Origin of the sequence: Duganella sp. Leaf126, assembly GCF_001423125.1 — a bacterium.
GTDB lineage: Bacteria > Pseudomonadota > Gammaproteobacteria > Burkholderiales > Burkholderiaceae_D > Rugamonas.
Genome location: NZ_LMNW01000031.1, coordinates 423,025 through 438,315, shown reverse-complemented (window position 1 = coordinate 438,315; position 15,291 = coordinate 423,025). Strand labels below are relative to the sequence as shown.

The following is a 15,291-nucleotide window of genomic DNA, read 5'->3' as shown; positions in this document are numbered from 1 at the left end:
ATGAGAGTAAGTTCAGTGAACAGCAGACAGTCTAAAACGCCGCCCCGCGCTGGAAATATGATTAATTCGCCACGAACCATATCATTATCGGATACCAGAAAAGCGCTATCGGGCCCTGCGCGTAAACTGCGCCGCGCAGGGCGGTATAATCACCGGCAATATGACCGATTCCCGCTCCGACCGCTTCGTCCGCTCCCACCTGAAAACCCGCCACCTGGTATTGCTGGTGGAGCTGGGCCGTCACGGCTCCATCGCGCACGCGGCCCAAGCCGCCAACCTGACCCAGCCCGGCGCGTCCAAGCTGTTGGGCGAACTCGAGCATGCGCTCGGCGTGCAGCTGTTCGAACGCCTGTCGCGCGGCGTGGCGCCCACCTGGTATGGCAAGGTGCTGATCCGCCGTGCCGGTGCGGCCTTGGCCGAGATGGACGCGGCCCACCAGGAAGTGATGGAGCTGCTGTCGGGCCTGCGTGGACGCGTGGGCATCGGCAGCGTGCTGGCGCCGGCCACGTCGCTGGTGCCCAAGGCCATCAACCTGCTCAAGACGCGCCATGCGCGCGTCCACGTGTCGGTCAAGATGTCCACCAGCAAAGTGCTGGTCGAGCGCCTGCGCAGCGGCGAGCTCGACCTCGTTCTCGGCCGCATCCTCGACACCGCGGCCGCCGACGAACTGCATTTCGAGCCGCTGACCGACGAGCCGCACCTCCTGATCGCGCGCGCCGACCACCCGCTGGCCGGGCGCACCGACCTGCAGCTGGAAGAACTGGTGCGCCAGTGCTGGATCCTGCCGCCGGCCGGCAGCATCTTGCGCGACCGCCTGACGGCGCTGTTCCTGTCGCACGGACTGGAGCAGCCGGCCGAAACCGTCGAGACCCAGGACTTGCCGGTGGTGGCCAGCCTGCTGATGCACAGCGACATGATCGTCGCGCTGCCGGCTGAAGCGGTGCAGTCCTATCTGCAAACGGGCATGATGGTGGTCCTGCCGTTCGAGCTGGGCGTGAGCATGGATTCGTTTGGCATCGTCACCCGCAAGCGCCACCAGCTCTCGCCCGGCGCCGACGCCATGCTGCAGGCGCTGCGCGATACGGCCGTCACCATGTATCCGCATTACGCCAAGCCCTAGTCGCGGCGCCGGTCTGCGGGCACACGCCGACCGCCACTGCCAGGCTGTGGTTTTTCAGCATCACGCTCCCAGCACAAGTGCGCGCAAGACGCTTCTTGTATGTCTGATATACGAACTTGATATGGGCCAACCGAAATTAGCTATTGGCCTACCAACTTCGGTTTCGATAGCATCCGGTCTTATCCGTCCGATGTGGTTCAACGATCAGAGACGGAACTATACAGACACTGGAGATGCACATAATGAAACATAAGAAGATGAGCCTGCTGATCGCCACCCTGTTCAGCACCCCGTTGATGGCGCAACAGGCGTACGCGCAAGAGGCTGCGGCAGCGCCGGCGCAGGCCCAGGCCGCCACCCAGGATGCAGCTGCCCCCGCAGCTTCCGCAGCACCGGCAACGGCTACCGGCCCGATCCAGCAAGTCAACGTGACCGGCATCCGTGCTTCGGTGCGCAATGCGCTGGCCGTCAAGGAAGCGTCGAACAGCATGGTGGAAGTGATCGCCTCGGAAGACATCGGCAAGCTGCCGGACACCACCATCGCCGAATCGCTGGCCCGCCTGCCCGGCCTGTCGTCGGGCCTGGACCGCGGCAATGCCTCGCAGATCGTGGCGCGCGGCATGGGTCCGCGCTTCATCGGCGCCACCCTGAACGGCCGCGAGCTGGCCTCGTCGGAACCGGACCGCGCCGTGCGCTTCGAACAATTCCCGTCCGAGTCGATCAGCGGCGCGACCGTCTACAAGACCCAGAACGCGGACCTGGTCGAGGGCGGCATCGCCACTTCGATCGACCTGCAAACCGTGTCGCCGTTGAAGTACAACGGCCGCCAGATCAACCTGAAAGCCGACGCGCTGTACTACAAGATCGCCAAGGACATTCCCGGCGCGAAAACCACCAAGCCACGCGTGGGCGGCGTCTGGATCGACCAGTTCCTGGACAAGACGCTGGGCGCTGCGGTCGCGTTCAGCTATCAGGATCAGCCATCGGTGCAAAAGAACGTGCGCCACTGGGGCTTCGACGAGAGTACCGACCCGAAAACGCCGTGGGGTTTCCAGGATGACGTTCGCCGTGGCAAGAACAAGCGCAGCAGCGTGCTGGGCAAAGTCGAATGGAAGCCGAACAGCGATGTGCTGATCACGGCCGATACCTATTACGCCAAGACCGCGATCGACGAGGACCAGCTGCAGCACTGGACCGACGGTTTGAGCAATTTCGGCAACTATACCAACCCCAGCATCGTCGACGGCTATGTCTCCGGCGCCACGGCGGCCTGGACCAAGGTGGTGAACAACCATGCGCGCTGGACCCAGGATGGCAGCGTTGCCGCTACTGGCCTGAACGGCAAGTTCAATGTCGGCGACTGGAAGGTGGAAACCGATCTGTCGAACTCGCACGCAATGCGCAGCAGCCAGTGGCTCGACGTGCGCCAGAAGAGCAAGGATTACATCCAGACCACCTGGAATTTCAGCGGTAACGAAAACCAGTCGTACAACTTCGGCATGGATACCGGCAATCCGGATAATTTCGGCAACGCGCAGGCGTTCGTGGACACCGACGGCCACGTCAAGGATCGGCTCAATGCCGCCGCGGTCAGTGCGTCGCGGCCGATCGAAAACAGCATCGTCAGCCGCATCAAGGTCGGCGTGCGTGCCACCGACCGCGAAAAGAGCTACCACCAGACCACCTGGCAGACCAGCGACGACGGTGTGGCCATTCCTTCGAGCGCTTTCGAAACCGTGCGGGTCGATGGCTTCCCGGCCTACATCGCGCTCAAGGACTTCGACGGCACGGTCAAATCGGCCTTCGGCGGCAACATCGACAACCCGGCCGGCCGCGTCCCGACCCAGAGCGACCTGCTTTCCGGCTGGAAGGTCAAGGAGCGCAGCAGCGCTGCCTTCGTGCAGGGTGACCTCGACGGCGAAGCGTTCGGCAAGACCTACCGTGGGAATGTCGGCGTGCGCCTGGTACATACCAAGACCGACAGCTACGGCATGCAGTCGCTCGGCGGCGGCACGCCGACCCCGGTCGAAGCCGGCACGTCGTACACCGAGATCCTGCCGAGCCTCAACCTGATCTTCAATCTCGACCAGGCGCAGGAACACCAGGTGCGCTTTGGCGCGGCGCGCGCCATGTCGCGTCCGCCGCTTGACGAGCTGCGCGCTTCGCGCAACCTGAGCGTCGCCGTTCCCGGCCAGCCGCAGACCGGTTCGGCCGGTAACCCCGACCTGAAGCCGATGATGGCCAACCAGGTCGACCTGGCCTATCAATGGTACTTCCAGAAGGGTTCGCTGGTATCGGTCGGCGGCTTCTACAAGCAGCTGCAGCGTTATATCGCCATTACCCAGAACGATAGCATCACCCGTTCGGTCAACGGCGAAGGCGGCAACATCCGCGGCGTGGAACTGGTCTACCAGCAAGCGTTCACCGGCCTGCCGGCGCCGTTCGATGGCCTCGGCATCGCCAGCAACTACGCCTACACCGCCAGCACCGTGCGTGAACAGGTACCGGCGGGTAATCCGTTCCAGATCGAAGGCCTGATGCGCAACAACGGCGGCGTCACGCTGTGGTACGAAAAAGCCGGTTATGAAGCCCGCATTTCGGCCAACCATCACAGCCCGTTCGTGCGTAACCCGAGCTGGAGCGCCGGCCAGTTGCTGGTCAACGAAGCGGAAACCTTCGTCACCCTGAACCTGGCCAAGCAGATCACGCCGATGGTGCAGGTCCGCTTCGGCATCGACAACCTGACCAACCAGAAGTCCGTCTACACCAGCGGCAACAATCCGCTGCAGCAGGAAGTGACCGAATACGGCCGCCGCTTCAACCTGGGCCTGTCCGTCAAGCTGTAAGTTTTTTGGTCGTACCTCGTTTTATCGTGGTTTGCGGAGCAGTGCTGAACAGGTGCTGCTCCGTTTTTTTTACCCCAAGTTTTCGGAGTCGAGTTTGAATACGATCCCCTATTGGCGGCGCCTGTGCGTGGCCATTCTGCTGGCGGCGTGCGCTGCTGCGCATGCTGCTGCACCGCTTACACCCCACACCACCGATGCCGCCGTCAAGGCCGGGCGCGAGCGGCTGTCGCTCGATCGCGGCTGGCTGTTCCATCTCGGCGACGTGCGCCAGGCGCCGATCGTCGGCCACGAAGAGTCGTACAGCAACGCCAAGGCCGGCAATGCGCCGGGCGCGGCCGGCGCCGAATTCGACGATTCCGACTGGCGCCGTCTCGACCTGCCGCACGACTGGGCCGTCGAAGGGCCGTTCGATCCGAAGGCCAATATCTCGCAGGGCTACCGGCCGCGCGGCATCGGCTGGTACCGGCGCTACCTGCGCGTCGATCCGGCCGACCGTGGCCGCCACTTCGAGCTGCAGTTCGATGCGATCGCCACCCACGCCACCGTGTACGTCAACGGCAATGTGGTCAACCGCAACTGGTCCGGCTACAACGCCAGCAATATCGACATCACGCCGTATCTGACCTACGGCGATGCGCTCAACACCATCGCCATCCGCGTCGATGCGGACGCCATGGAAGGCTGGTGGTACGAGGGCGCCGGCATGTACCGCCATGCGTGGCTGGTCAAGCGCGCGCCGGTGCACGTGGCAACCGATGGCGTCGCGGCCGTGCCGCGCGCAGGCAAGGGCAAGGCGTGGACGCTGCCGGTGGAAGTGACGCTCAATAACAGCGGCAAGCAGGTCGCCGACGTGGTGGTGGAAGTGACCGTGTTCGACCCGGCCGGCAAGCAGGTGGCCCGCCAGCAGGCCAGGGCCCACGTGGGCGTGCTGCAGGACGCCACCGTCAAGCTGCCGTTCAGGATCGACAATCCGGCCCTGTGGTCGCTCGCCAGGACCAATCTGTACCAGGTCGTCACGCGCGTGCTGGAAAACGGCAGGGCGCAGGATGAAGTGGTGCTGCACACCGGCTTTCGCACCATCCGCTTCGATGCGCAGCAGGGCTTCTTCCTCAATGGCGAACACCTGAAACTGCAGGGCGTGTGCATCCACCAGGACCACGCCGGCGTCGGCGTGGCGGTGCCCGATGCGGTGTGGGCGTATCGCCTGCGCCGCCTGAAGGAACTGGGCGTGAACGCCATCCGTTTCGCGCACAATGCGCCGGCCGCCGAAGTGCTCGACATGGTCGATCGCATGGGCTTCGTGGTGATGGACGAAAACCGCAATTTCAATCCTTCGCCCGACTACATGAAGCAGCTCGAATGGATGGTGCGGCGCGACCGTCACCACCCCGGCATCGTCCTGTGGTCGGTGTTCAACGAGGAGCCGGTGCAGGGCTCCGAGGTCGGCTACGAGATGGTGCGCCGGATGACCGCCGTGGTGAAGTCGCTCGACGATACCCGGCCCGTCACCGCCGCCATGAACGGCGGCTTCTTCAGCGACCTCAACGTGGCGCACGCAGTGGACGTGGTGGGCGCCAACTACCAGGTGCCCGACTACGACAAGTTCCACCAGGCCTACCCGGACAAGCCGTTCACCAGTTCGGAAGACACGTCCGCCTTCATGACGCGCGGCGTGTTCAAGACCGACAAGCGCCGCAACCAGATCGCCAGCTACGACGACCTGGCCGACGCCGCCCAGTGGGGCAATACCCACCGCGATGCCTGGGAAGCGATCGCCAAGCGTCCGTTCGTGGCCGGCGGTTTCGTCTGGACCGGTTTCGACTACCGCGGCGAACCGACGCCCAACGAGTGGCCGTCGGTCAGTTCGGTGTTCGGCATCATGGACCTGAACGGCTTTCCGAAAAACGCCTACTACATCCACCAGGCGCAGTGGATCCGCGACCGTCCGCTGATCCACGTCGCGCCGCACTGGAACTGGGCCGGCAGCGAAGGCAAGGAGATCCGCGTGATGGTGATGGCCAATGTCGAGCGTATCGCGCTGCAGCTCAACGGCAAACCGCTGGGCGAACAGCAGGCCGACCCGTTGCGCATGAATTACTTCAACGTCCCCTACGCGCCGGGCAAGCTGGAAGCCATCGGCTACAACGGCGGCAAGGAGGTGGTGCGCACGGCGGTGGAAACCACGGGCGAGGCGGTGGCGCTGGAGCTGGTGCCGGACCGCGCGGGCCTGGACGGCGACGGCCGCGATGCCATGCCGATCACGGTGCGCGCGCTCGACGCCCAGGGCCGCGCCGTGCCGCTGGCCGATCCCACGGTCACCTTCGCAGTCACCGGCGGTGGCCGTTCGATCGGCCACGGCAACGGCGACCCGACCTCGCACGAGGACGAAAAGGGCGCCACGCGCCGCCTGTTCAACGGCCTGGCCCAGCTGATCGTGCAGACCCGGTACGACGCGACCGAAGCTGTCACGGTCCAAGCGACGGCGCCGGGACTGCGCTCGGCCACGCTGACGATACCGGTGCGCGCCGTGCCGCCGGTGCCGTTCGTGGCCGGCGCCGATGCGCCGCTGACCTTCGTGCGCACCTGGCGCGTGGCGCCGCCCGGCGCTGCGCGGCCCGATCCGAACCAGAAGATCGACAGCTTCGACATGAACACCTGGGGCTGGGGCCAGCCGCCGCTGTGGGGCGCGGCAGGCAGCACGTTCAACCTGTTCCGCTCGAGCTTCACGCCGCGCAAGAACCTGGCCGATGGCAATGGCCTGATCCGCTTTGCCGGCATCAAGGGCCGCGCCGAGATCTGGATCAACGGCGCGCTGGTCGGCAAAAAAACCGCTTTCGACGAGCAGGCGCTGGACCTGCCTTTGCCGGCCGGAACGGGCAAGCGCGAGATCAGCGTGATCGTCGAAGCAGCGCCAGGGCAGGGCAGCGGCATCACCGGCAATGTCACCATCGAACCACGGCAATGACCGGTTTGCGCGCTGAAAGTTCAGCGCGCAAATAAATACTTGCGTTTTACTTAAAAATCGGGGCGCGGCGCGTGATTCGGTTGACGCCACCCCGCGCCCTGCCTATAGTGGCGGGATGATTTCAGACTTCCAAGAACTATCCGACAAGATCGACCTGCTGGCCGAGATGACCAATGCTTTGCGCCGCGAAAACGCCCAGTTGCGTCAGGCCAATGCCGCCCTAGTGGTGGAAAACATGGGTTATCAGCGCCGGCTGAGCGAGGCCGCCGACCGCGTGCAGGCGCTGCTGACGCACGTGCCGTCGCTGGAGCCGGAGCCTGCGGCCGAACCGGAAGGGCAGGACGGTGCAGCAACCGAAGCAGCAACCGAAGCAGCTGTCGTAGAAAAAGAGGAAGTACGATGATCGAGCTCGACGTGACTATCATGGGCCAGTCGTACCGCCTGATGTGCAAGGCCGACGAGGAGCGCGCGCTGCGCGAGGCGTCCGTCATGCTGGACAAGAAAATGACGGGCATCCGCGCCTCGGGCCGGGTCAAGGGCAACGACCGCATCGCCGTCATGGCAGCGCTCAGCGTGGCGGCCGAATTCCTGTCCGTGAAAGCGCCGCAAGGACCGTTGTCCGACATGTCCATCCTCGAAGTGCAGACCAAGATCGCCGCCATGCACAGGGTGTTGGATACCGCACTTACGCCGCAAGAAGCGCTGTTTTAATCGATTTTTAATCATCAAACGGCTTCCTTTGCGGCGGACAAAAGAGTAAACTGGCCTCACCCTGCAGTGTTCGTGAATGTCATATATTCCTTGAACCATTTGTTTGCACCGGTCGTGGGATTTTGTTCGATGGGCGTGAGCGTCGCTTGTTCGATGAACCCGAAATTGAACTAACCGTGACCACCTGAGCCATTAGGTTCGGGATGCCGGCATAACGGCACAAGCGGGGTACTAATTCTGGAAGCAATTCCTCGAAAGCGGCTGGCATGCAGATGTCCAGCCGCTTTTTTTCGCCCGGAGGCATGTGATGCAATACTGGCTGATGAAATCCGAGCCCGACGACGTCAGCATCGACGATCTGATGGCCGCGCCGCAGCAGACGACGGCCTGGTACGGCGTGCGCAACTACCAGGCGCGCAATTTCATGCGCGACCGGATGCAGCCGGGCGACGGCGTGCTGTTCTACCACTCGAGCTGCCCCGAACCGGGCATCGCCGGCCTGGCGCGGATTGTCAGCGGCCCGTACCCGGACGCCTCGCAGTTCGATCCGGATAACCGATACTACGATGCCAAGGCTGTGCCGGAACAGCCGCGCTGGATCTCGATCGATGTCCAGGGCACGCGCAAGACGCGGCTGCTGCCGCTGGCCGAGCTGCGCACCATCGCCGCGCTGGACGACATGGTGGTGCTGCAAAAGGGCAGCCGCCTGTCGATCACGCCGGTCACGCCGGCGCAGTGGCAGGCCGTGGTGGCGCTGCTGGCCTAGCGTCGCCAGCGCATGCCGGATTGGTATAGCGCGTTGCACGAAAGTGATTGGTTGGCCGCCGGCGCGGTGCGTAACATCGCTGCCATCGACGAACCACTCCAGGATGCGCTTTGAGACTACCGACCCTTCAAACCCTTCCAACCCGTTCACATTCCGCTCGCTGGCGTGCCGCAGCCGGCCTGCTGCTCGCCGTGGCATCGGTGAGCGCCACCGCCGTATCGGCCGCCACCGCGACCGCATCGCCAGCGTCGTCTGCGTCGTCTGCCTCGTCAGCATCGGCAGGACGCGAACGCCTGTCGCTCGACCGCGGCTGGCTGTTCCACCTCGGCGACATCACCTCGCCGGAAGTCAAAGGCCACGGCGCCAGCTACGGTTATGGCAAGGCCGGCTTTGCCTGGGGCCCGGCCGGCACCACGTACGACGATGGCGACTGGCGCAAGCTCGCTCTTCCGCACGACTGGGCCGTGGAAGGACCGTTCGACCCGAACGGCAATCTGGCGCAGGGCTACCGGCCGCGCGGCGTGGGCTGGTACCGGCGCTATGTCCGGCTCGAACCGGCCGAGCGCGGCCGCCAGTTCGAACTGCAGCTCGACGCGATTGCGACCAACGCCACGGTATGGGTCAACGGCATCCTCGTGCATCGCAATTGGTCCGGCTACAACGGCAACAACATCAACATCACGCCGTACATGCGCTACGGCGACGAACTCAATACCATCGCCGTGCGCGCCGATGCGGTGCCGATGGAAGGCTGGTGGTACGAGGGCGCCGGCATCTACCGCCATGCGTGGCTGGTCAAGCGCGCACCGCTGCACGTGGTGACCGATGGCGTGCACGCTGTGCCGCGCCTGGGCCGGGACGGCAGGTGGACGATCCCGGTCGCGGTCACGCTGCGCAACGGCGGCCATGCGCCGGCTGCTGCGGTGGTCGAGGTGCAGCTGCACGACCCGGTCGGCAAGCTGGTGGCCAGCCGCCGCAACACGGTGGCCGTGCCGGTGCTGGCGCAGGCGGTGAGCACGCTGCCGCTGACCGTGGCCAGGCCGGCGCTGTGGTCGCTGGAGACGCCGCAGTTGTACCGGGTGACGACGCGCGTCCTGCAGGACGGCAAGGCGGTCGATGAGGTCAGCCTCGATACCGGCTTGCGCACCGTGCGCTTCGATCCGGCGCGCGGCGTGTTCCTCAACGGCCAGCACGTCAAGCTGCAGGGCGTCAGCATCCACCAGGACCATGCCGGCGTGGGCGTGGCGGTGCCTGACGCGATCTGGGCCTACCGGCTGCGCCGCCTGAAGGAGCTGGGCGCCAATGCGATCCGTTTTACCCACGGCGCGATCGCCAGCGAGGTGCTGGACCTGGCTGACCGCATGGGCTTTCTGGTCATGGACGAGAACCGCAACTTCAATATGTCGCCCGATTATATGGCGCAGCTGGAATGGCTGGTGCGGCGCGACCGCCACCACCCGAGCGTGATCATGTGGTCGATGTTCAACGAGGAGCCGATGCAGTCCACCGAGGCCGGTTACGAAATGGCGCGCAACATGGCCGCGGCAGTCAAGGCGCTCGACGACACGCGGCCGGTGACGGCAGCGATGAACGGCGGCTTCTTCGGCAAATACAGCGTCGGTCACGCGCTGGACGTGGTCGGCGCCAATTACCAGGTCGATGTGTACGACAAGTTCCACCAGACCTTTCCGGATGTGCCGTTTACCAGTTCCGAAGACACTTCGGGCTTCATGACGCGCGGGGTCTACACGACCGATCACAGCAAGAATGTGTTCGCCAGCTACGACGACGATTTCGCCACCTGGGGCAACAGCCACCGCGATGCCTGGGAAGCGATCGACCGCCGTCCGTTCGTCGCGGGCGGCTTCGTCTGGACCGGCTTCGATTACCGCGGCGAGCCGACGCCGAACGCCTGGCCCTCGGTCAATTCCGTGTTCGGCATCATGGACCTGAACGGCTTTGCCAAGACCGCGTACTACCTGCACCAGGTACAGTGGATCAAGAGTCGTCCGCTGGTCCACATCGCGCCGCACTGGAACTGGCCGGGGCAGGAGGGCAAGCCGGTGCGCGTGATGGTGATGTCGAATGCCGAAACGATCGCCTTGTCGCTGAACGGCCGTGCGCTCGGCCAACAGCCGGTCGATCCGTACCGGATGAACTATTTCAACGTCCCCTATGCGCCGGGCCGGCTGGAAGCCATCGCCTACCGGGGCGGACGCGAAGTGGCGCGCACCTCTGTCGAGACCACCGGCGCTGCCGTGCGGCTGGACCTGGTGCCGGACCGCGACGCGCTGGACGGCGACGGCCGCGACGCCATGCCGGTCACGGTGCGGGTGCTCGATGCCCAGGGGCGCGCGGTCCCGGTCGATCAGTCGCTGGTGACCTTCCAGGTCAGCGGCGCCGGCAAGTCAATCGGCCATGGCAATGGCGATCCGACCTCGCACGAGGATGAGAAAGGCGCGACACGCCACCTGTTCAACGGCCTGGCGCAACTGATCGTGCAGTCGCACGACGACAGCGCGGGCGACCTGGTGATCGACGCTGCCGCACCGGGCCTGGCGCCGGCGCGCCTGGTGCTGCCGGTGCGCAGGGTGGCGCCGGTGCTGGCCCAGCCGGCCGTGGAGGCGCCGTTCAACACCGTCAATTACTGGCGCCTGTCGCCGGCCAGCGCCACGCGGCCCGACCCCGGCCAGCAGCTGGCCGACTTCGACATGAACACCTGGGAAGCCGGCGAGCCGCCGATGCTGCGCCCGGTGGAAGCGGGCGCCTTCCGCATCTTCCGCGCCAGCTTCACGCCGCGCAGACAGCTGGCCGACGGCAGCGGCACGCTGCACTTCCTGCGCCTGGCAGGGAAGGCGGAAATCTGGCTCGACGGCCAGCTGATCGGCCGGAAAGACGAGTGGGCGCCGGCCGCGCTGCGCGTAAAACTGCCGGCCGGGGACGGCAGCCGTCAACTGAGCGTGCTGGTGGAAGGAGCGCCGGGCCAGGCGGCCGGTGTCGAGGGACTGGTGCGGGTGGAGCCTGCGCCGTAGCGCAGGAACGGGCGCTGCCGAAGCAGGCGGCGCCCGTCGATCTTATCGTGCTTCGGCGCGCGCCACCGTGGGCGCCGTGCCGCGCTGGCGTACCTGGTAGGCCCACACCAGCATGGCGATACCGGCCACCACCATCGGCAGCGACAAGACCTGGCCCGAGGTGATCGGCATGCCCAGGACCGTGGTTTCCCAGTCCGGCGTGCGGAAATACTCGGTAAAGAAACGCGCGCAGCCATACAGCAGCGTGTAGAACGCGCCGACGGCCAGCCGTGGCCGTTCCTTGCGTGCGAACAGCCACAGGATCACGAACACCAGCAGGCCGTCGATCAGCATCTGGTAGATCGGCGACGGATGGCGCAGGCCCTGCAGGAATACCGGGTTCGGGTGCAGCGGGAACGCGGTGTCGGGCCAGAGCATGGCCCACGGCAGCGACTGGTCAGCCACCACGCGGCCCGGCAGTTCGGCATTGATGAAATTGCCCATGCGGCCGGCAGCGTAACCGAGCGGCACCAGCGGCGCAATGAAATCGTAGACGTCGAGGATGTTGCGGCCGGACTTGCGGGCCCACAGCGACATGGCGATCAGCACGCCGATGAAACCGCCGTGGTACGACATGCCGCCATGCCAGACCTTGAAGATTTCGACCGGATTGGAAAAATACTTGACCGGTTCGTAGAACAGCACCTCGCCCAGGCGCCCGCCGATCACCACGCCCAGCATGCCGTAGAACAGCATGTCGTCGAGGTCTTCCTTGCGCCACAGCTGGGCGGCAATGTGCGGCTGGCGGATGCGCACGCGGCCAAGCGCGATGAACAGCGCAAAGGCCAGCACGTACATCAGGCCATACCAGTGGATCGCCACCGGTCCCAGTTGGAGGGCAACCGGATCGGGCATCGGGTGTATCAGCATAGGGCGGTTTTCCTCAATTCCTGTTTCCATGATTCCAAAAAGCCGCGCAGCACGGGCGAGGCATTGTCGCGGCGCCAGGCCAGCCCGGTCTCGACCAGCGGCGTGGTGGCGGCCAGCGCACGGTATTCTACTCCGGGACGCATGAGGTTGGAGACCGACTGCGGCACCAGCGCCATGCCCATGCCGGCCGAGACCAGGCCGACGATGGTCTGCATCTGGATCGCCTGCTGGCCGATGGCGGGCGTGACGCCGGCATCGTGGAACACCGACAGGATGGCGTCGTACAGGGCCGGCGAGATCGCACGCGGGAAGATGATCAGCGGCAGCGCCGGTAGTTCTTGCGCAGGCAGCAAGGTCGTCAGGGCCAGCTTGCCGCGTTTTTTCAGCGCCGGCAGGCCGCTCGGCACGGCCAGCACCAGCGGCTCGCGCAGCACCGGCAGGTAATCGAGGTCGGCGCGGGCCCGGTCGGGTAGCGGCGGGATCAGCAGGCCGGCATCGATGCGCTGGTGCAGCAGGTCGTCCAGCTGCAGGTCGGAGGTCGCTTCCTGCAGCGTGATCTGCACCTGCGGATAGGCGGCGCGGTAGGCGCGCAGGAACGGCGGCAGCACGCTGTAGTCGGCCGACGAGACGAAGGCCAGCGTAAGGCGGCCGACTTCGCCGGCGGCCGCGCGCTGCACCAGCTGCGGCAGCTCCTGGGCCTGCGCCAGCAGCCGGCGCGCCTCGGGCAGCAGCGCGCTGCCGGCGGGGGTCAGGGCCACGCCGCGCCGGTTGCGCTCGAACACGGCAGCACCGAGCAGCTCCTCCAGCGCCTGGATCGCCTGCGACAGCGGCGGCTGCGTCATGTGCAGGCGCAGCGCGGCGCGGCCGAAGTGCAGCTCCTCGGCCACCGCGACGAAATAGCGCAGCTGGCGCAGTTCCATGTTCATATTCGATTCCATTGAAAATTCGTGCAGTGATAGTTTATACGACTCACAGCCGTGTCTATCGCATATTTGACAGGGCGGCAGGGCCAAGGCACTCTGTCGGGCTACTGCATCTGCATCACTTCTGGAGAATCCCATGCCCGCCTACCGTTCCCGCACCACCACCCACGGCCGCAACATGGCCGGCGCCCGCGCCCTGTGGCGCGCCACCGGCATGAAGGACGGCGACTTCGACAAGCCGATCATCGCGGTGGTCAACTCCTTCACCCAGTTCGTGCCCGGCCACGTGCACCTGAAGGACCTGGGCCAGCTGGTGGCGCGCGAGATCGAAAAGGCGGGCGGCGTGGCCAAGGAATTCAACACCATCGCCGTCGATGACGGCATCGCCATGGGCCACGGCGGCATGCTGTACTCGCTGCCGTCGCGCGACCTGATTGCCGACTCGGTCGAGTACATGGTCAACGCCCACTGCGCCGACGCCATGGTCTGCATTTCCAACTGCGACAAGATCACGCCCGGCATGCTGATGGCGGCCATGCGCATCAATATCCCGGTGGTGTTCGTCTCCGGCGGCCCGATGGAAGCGGGCAAGGTGGTCAAGGTGGTCAACGGCGGCCAGAAGGTCATCAAGCTCGACCTGGTGGACGCGATGATCAAGGCCGGCGACGACACCGTCTCCGACGCCGACGTGGCCGAAATCGAACGCTCGGCCTGTCCTACCTGCGGGTCGTGCTCGGGCATGTTTACGGCCAATTCGATGAACTGCCTGACCGAGGCGCTGGGCCTGTCCCTGCCCGGCAACGGCACCGTGCTGGCCACGCATGCCGACCGCGAGCAGCTGTTCCTGCGCGCCGGGCGCCTGATCGTCGCGCTGGCGCGCCGCTACTACGAGCAGGACGATGACTCGATCCTGCCGCGCACCATCGCCAACAAGGCCACGTTCGAAAACGCCATGGCGCTCGACGTCTCGATGGGCGGCTCCACCAACACCGTGCTGCACCTGCTGGCCGCTGCCCACGAAGCAGGCGTCGATTTCACGATGGCCGACATCGACCGCATCTCGCGCAAGGTGCCCTGCCTGTGCAAGGTCGCGCCGATGACCGACAAGTACCACATCGAGGACGTGCACCGCGCCGGCGGCATCATCGGCATTCTCGGCGAACTGGCGCGCGGCGGCCTGCTCGACACGTCGCGTCCGACCATCCACGCGCCCACCATGGCCGACGCCATCGCCCGCAACGACATCACGCGCAGCGACGATCCGGCCGTGCATGAGCTGTTCCGCGCTGCGCCCGGCGGCGTGCCGACCCAGACCGCGTTTTCGCAGTCCGAGCGTTTCGCCTCCCTCGACCGCGATCGCAGCACCGGCTGCATCCGCGACAAGGAACACGCATACTCGCAGGACGGCGGCCTGGCCGTGTTGTACGGTAACCTGGCGCAGAACGGCTGCATCGTCAAGACTGCCGGCGTGGACGAGAGCATCCTCACCTTCAGCGGCAAGGCGCGCGTGTTCGAGAGCCAGGATGCGGCAGTGGAAGCGATCCTCGGCGACACCGTGCATGCCGGCGACGTGGTCATCATCCGCTACGAGGGACCGAAGGGCGGCCCCGGCATGCAGGAGATGTTGTACCCGACTTCGTACATCAAATCGAAAGGCCTGGGCAAGTCGTGCGCCTTGCTGACCGACGGCCGCTTCTCGGGCGGCTCGTCGGGCCTGGTCATCGGCCACGCCTCGCCGGAAGCGGCCGAAGGCGGCGCCATCGGCCTGGTGGAAGAGGGCGACATGATCGACATCGACATCCCCCACCGCACCATCAGCCTGCGCATCAGCGACGCCGAACTGGCCGCGCGCCGCGCCGCCATGGAAGCGAAGGGCGACGCCGCCTGGCAGCCGGTGGACCGCGCGCGCTACGTCTCGCAGGCGCTGCAAGCCTACGCCGCCCTGACCACCTCGGCAGACCGCGGCGCCGTGCGCGACTTGTCGCAGTTGAAGCGCTAGGTTTCAGAACAACTTGCCAG

At 65.7% G+C, this 15,291-nt stretch carries 10 protein-coding genes and 1 other RNA gene; 9 read left to right on the top strand and 2 right to left on the bottom strand.

The window, feature by feature from the left end:
• Positions 1-160 precede the first annotated feature (160 nt).
• From ASF61_RS15240 to galA (ASF61_RS15210), 8 genes are all read left to right on the top strand, one after another.
• A complete protein-coding gene (locus ASF61_RS15240) occupies positions 161-1,120 on the top strand; it encodes a LysR substrate-binding domain-containing protein (RefSeq protein WP_056157303.1) in 960 nt (319 codons plus the stop codon).
• Positions 1,121-1,362: 242 nt separating this feature from the next.
• Positions 1,363-3,966, top strand: coding sequence for a TonB-dependent receptor (locus tag ASF61_RS15235; RefSeq protein ID WP_056157301.1), 2,604 nt, complete (start codon positions 1,363-1,365; stop codon positions 3,964-3,966).
• Positions 3,967-4,060: 94 nt separating this feature from the next.
• Positions 4,061-6,931 carry a beta-galactosidase GalA gene (gene galA, locus ASF61_RS15230; RefSeq protein WP_056158187.1) on the top strand — a complete coding sequence of 957 codons (2,871 nt, stop codon included), beginning with the start codon at positions 4,061-4,063 and terminating at the stop codon, positions 6,929-6,931.
• Positions 6,932-7,046: 115 nt separating this feature from the next.
• Positions 7,047-7,334 carry a hypothetical protein gene (locus ASF61_RS15225; protein ID WP_056157299.1) on the top strand — a complete coding sequence of 96 codons (288 nt, stop codon included), beginning with the start codon at positions 7,047-7,049 and terminating at the stop codon, positions 7,332-7,334.
• Positions 7,331-7,642, top strand: coding sequence for a cell division protein ZapA (locus tag ASF61_RS15220; RefSeq protein ID WP_056157297.1), 312 nt, complete (start codon positions 7,331-7,333; stop codon positions 7,640-7,642). The genes ASF61_RS15225 and ASF61_RS15220 overlap by 4 nt, the downstream gene beginning before the upstream one ends.
• Positions 7,643-7,697: 55 nt before the next feature.
• Positions 7,698-7,876: non-coding RNA, 6S RNA (ssrS, locus tag ASF61_RS22885), on the top strand.
• Positions 7,877-7,949: 73 nt separating this feature from the next.
• Positions 7,950-8,408 (top strand): EVE domain-containing protein, encoded by a 459-nt coding sequence (locus tag ASF61_RS15215; protein ID WP_056157295.1) that lies wholly within the window; start codon positions 7,950-7,952, stop codon positions 8,406-8,408.
• 200 nt (positions 8,409-8,608) lie between these two features.
• Entirely contained in the window at positions 8,609-11,440 is a 2,832-nt protein-coding gene (gene galA, locus ASF61_RS15210; protein WP_156369603.1) for a beta-galactosidase GalA, read from the top strand.
• A gap of 42 nt (positions 11,441-11,482) precedes the next feature.
• Here the strand turns inward: galA (ASF61_RS15210) and lgt are convergent, their stop codons facing one another.
• Complete coding sequence (lgt, locus tag ASF61_RS15205; RefSeq protein ID WP_056157291.1) at positions 11,483-12,349, bottom strand: prolipoprotein diacylglyceryl transferase; 867 nt, start codon at positions 12,347-12,349, stop codon at positions 11,483-11,485.
• Positions 12,343-13,275: a LysR family transcriptional regulator gene (locus tag ASF61_RS15200; RefSeq protein ID WP_056157289.1), complete on the bottom strand. Its 933-nt coding sequence runs from the start codon at positions 13,273-13,275 to the stop codon at positions 12,343-12,345. Before ASF61_RS15200 ends, lgt begins: the two co-directional genes overlap by 7 nt.
• Before the next feature lie 133 nt (positions 13,276-13,408).
• Here ASF61_RS15200 and ilvD point away from each other — a divergent pair, with 133 nt between their 5' ends.
• Positions 13,409-15,271, top strand: coding sequence for a dihydroxy-acid dehydratase (gene ilvD, locus ASF61_RS15195; protein ID WP_056157287.1), 1,863 nt, complete (start codon positions 13,409-13,411; stop codon positions 15,269-15,271).
• Positions 15,272-15,291 lie beyond the last annotated feature (20 nt).

Excerpts from the sequence above, each read along its gene's own strand:
- ASF61_RS15235 (WP_056157301.1), top strand. The coding sequence starts at position 1,363 with ATGAAACATAAGAAGATGAGCCTGCTGATCGCCACCCTGTTCAGCACC.
- lgt (WP_056157291.1), bottom strand. The coding sequence starts at position 12,349 with ATGCTGATACACCCGATGCCCGATCCGGTTGCCCTCCAACTGGGACCG.
- ASF61_RS15240 (WP_056157303.1), top strand. The coding sequence starts at position 161 with ATGACCGATTCCCGCTCCGACCGCTTCGTCCGCTCCCACCTGAAAACC.
- ASF61_RS15215 (WP_056157295.1), top strand. The coding sequence starts at position 7,950 with ATGCAATACTGGCTGATGAAATCCGAGCCCGACGACGTCAGCATCGAC.
- ASF61_RS15200 (WP_056157289.1), bottom strand. The coding sequence starts at position 13,275 with ATGAACATGGAACTGCGCCAGCTGCGCTATTTCGTCGCGGTGGCCGAG.
- ilvD (WP_056157287.1), top strand. The coding sequence starts at position 13,409 with ATGCCCGCCTACCGTTCCCGCACCACCACCCACGGCCGCAACATGGCC.
- ASF61_RS15220 (WP_056157297.1), top strand. The coding sequence starts at position 7,331 with ATGATCGAGCTCGACGTGACTATCATGGGCCAGTCGTACCGCCTGATG.
- ASF61_RS15225 (WP_056157299.1), top strand. The coding sequence starts at position 7,047 with ATGATTTCAGACTTCCAAGAACTATCCGACAAGATCGACCTGCTGGCC.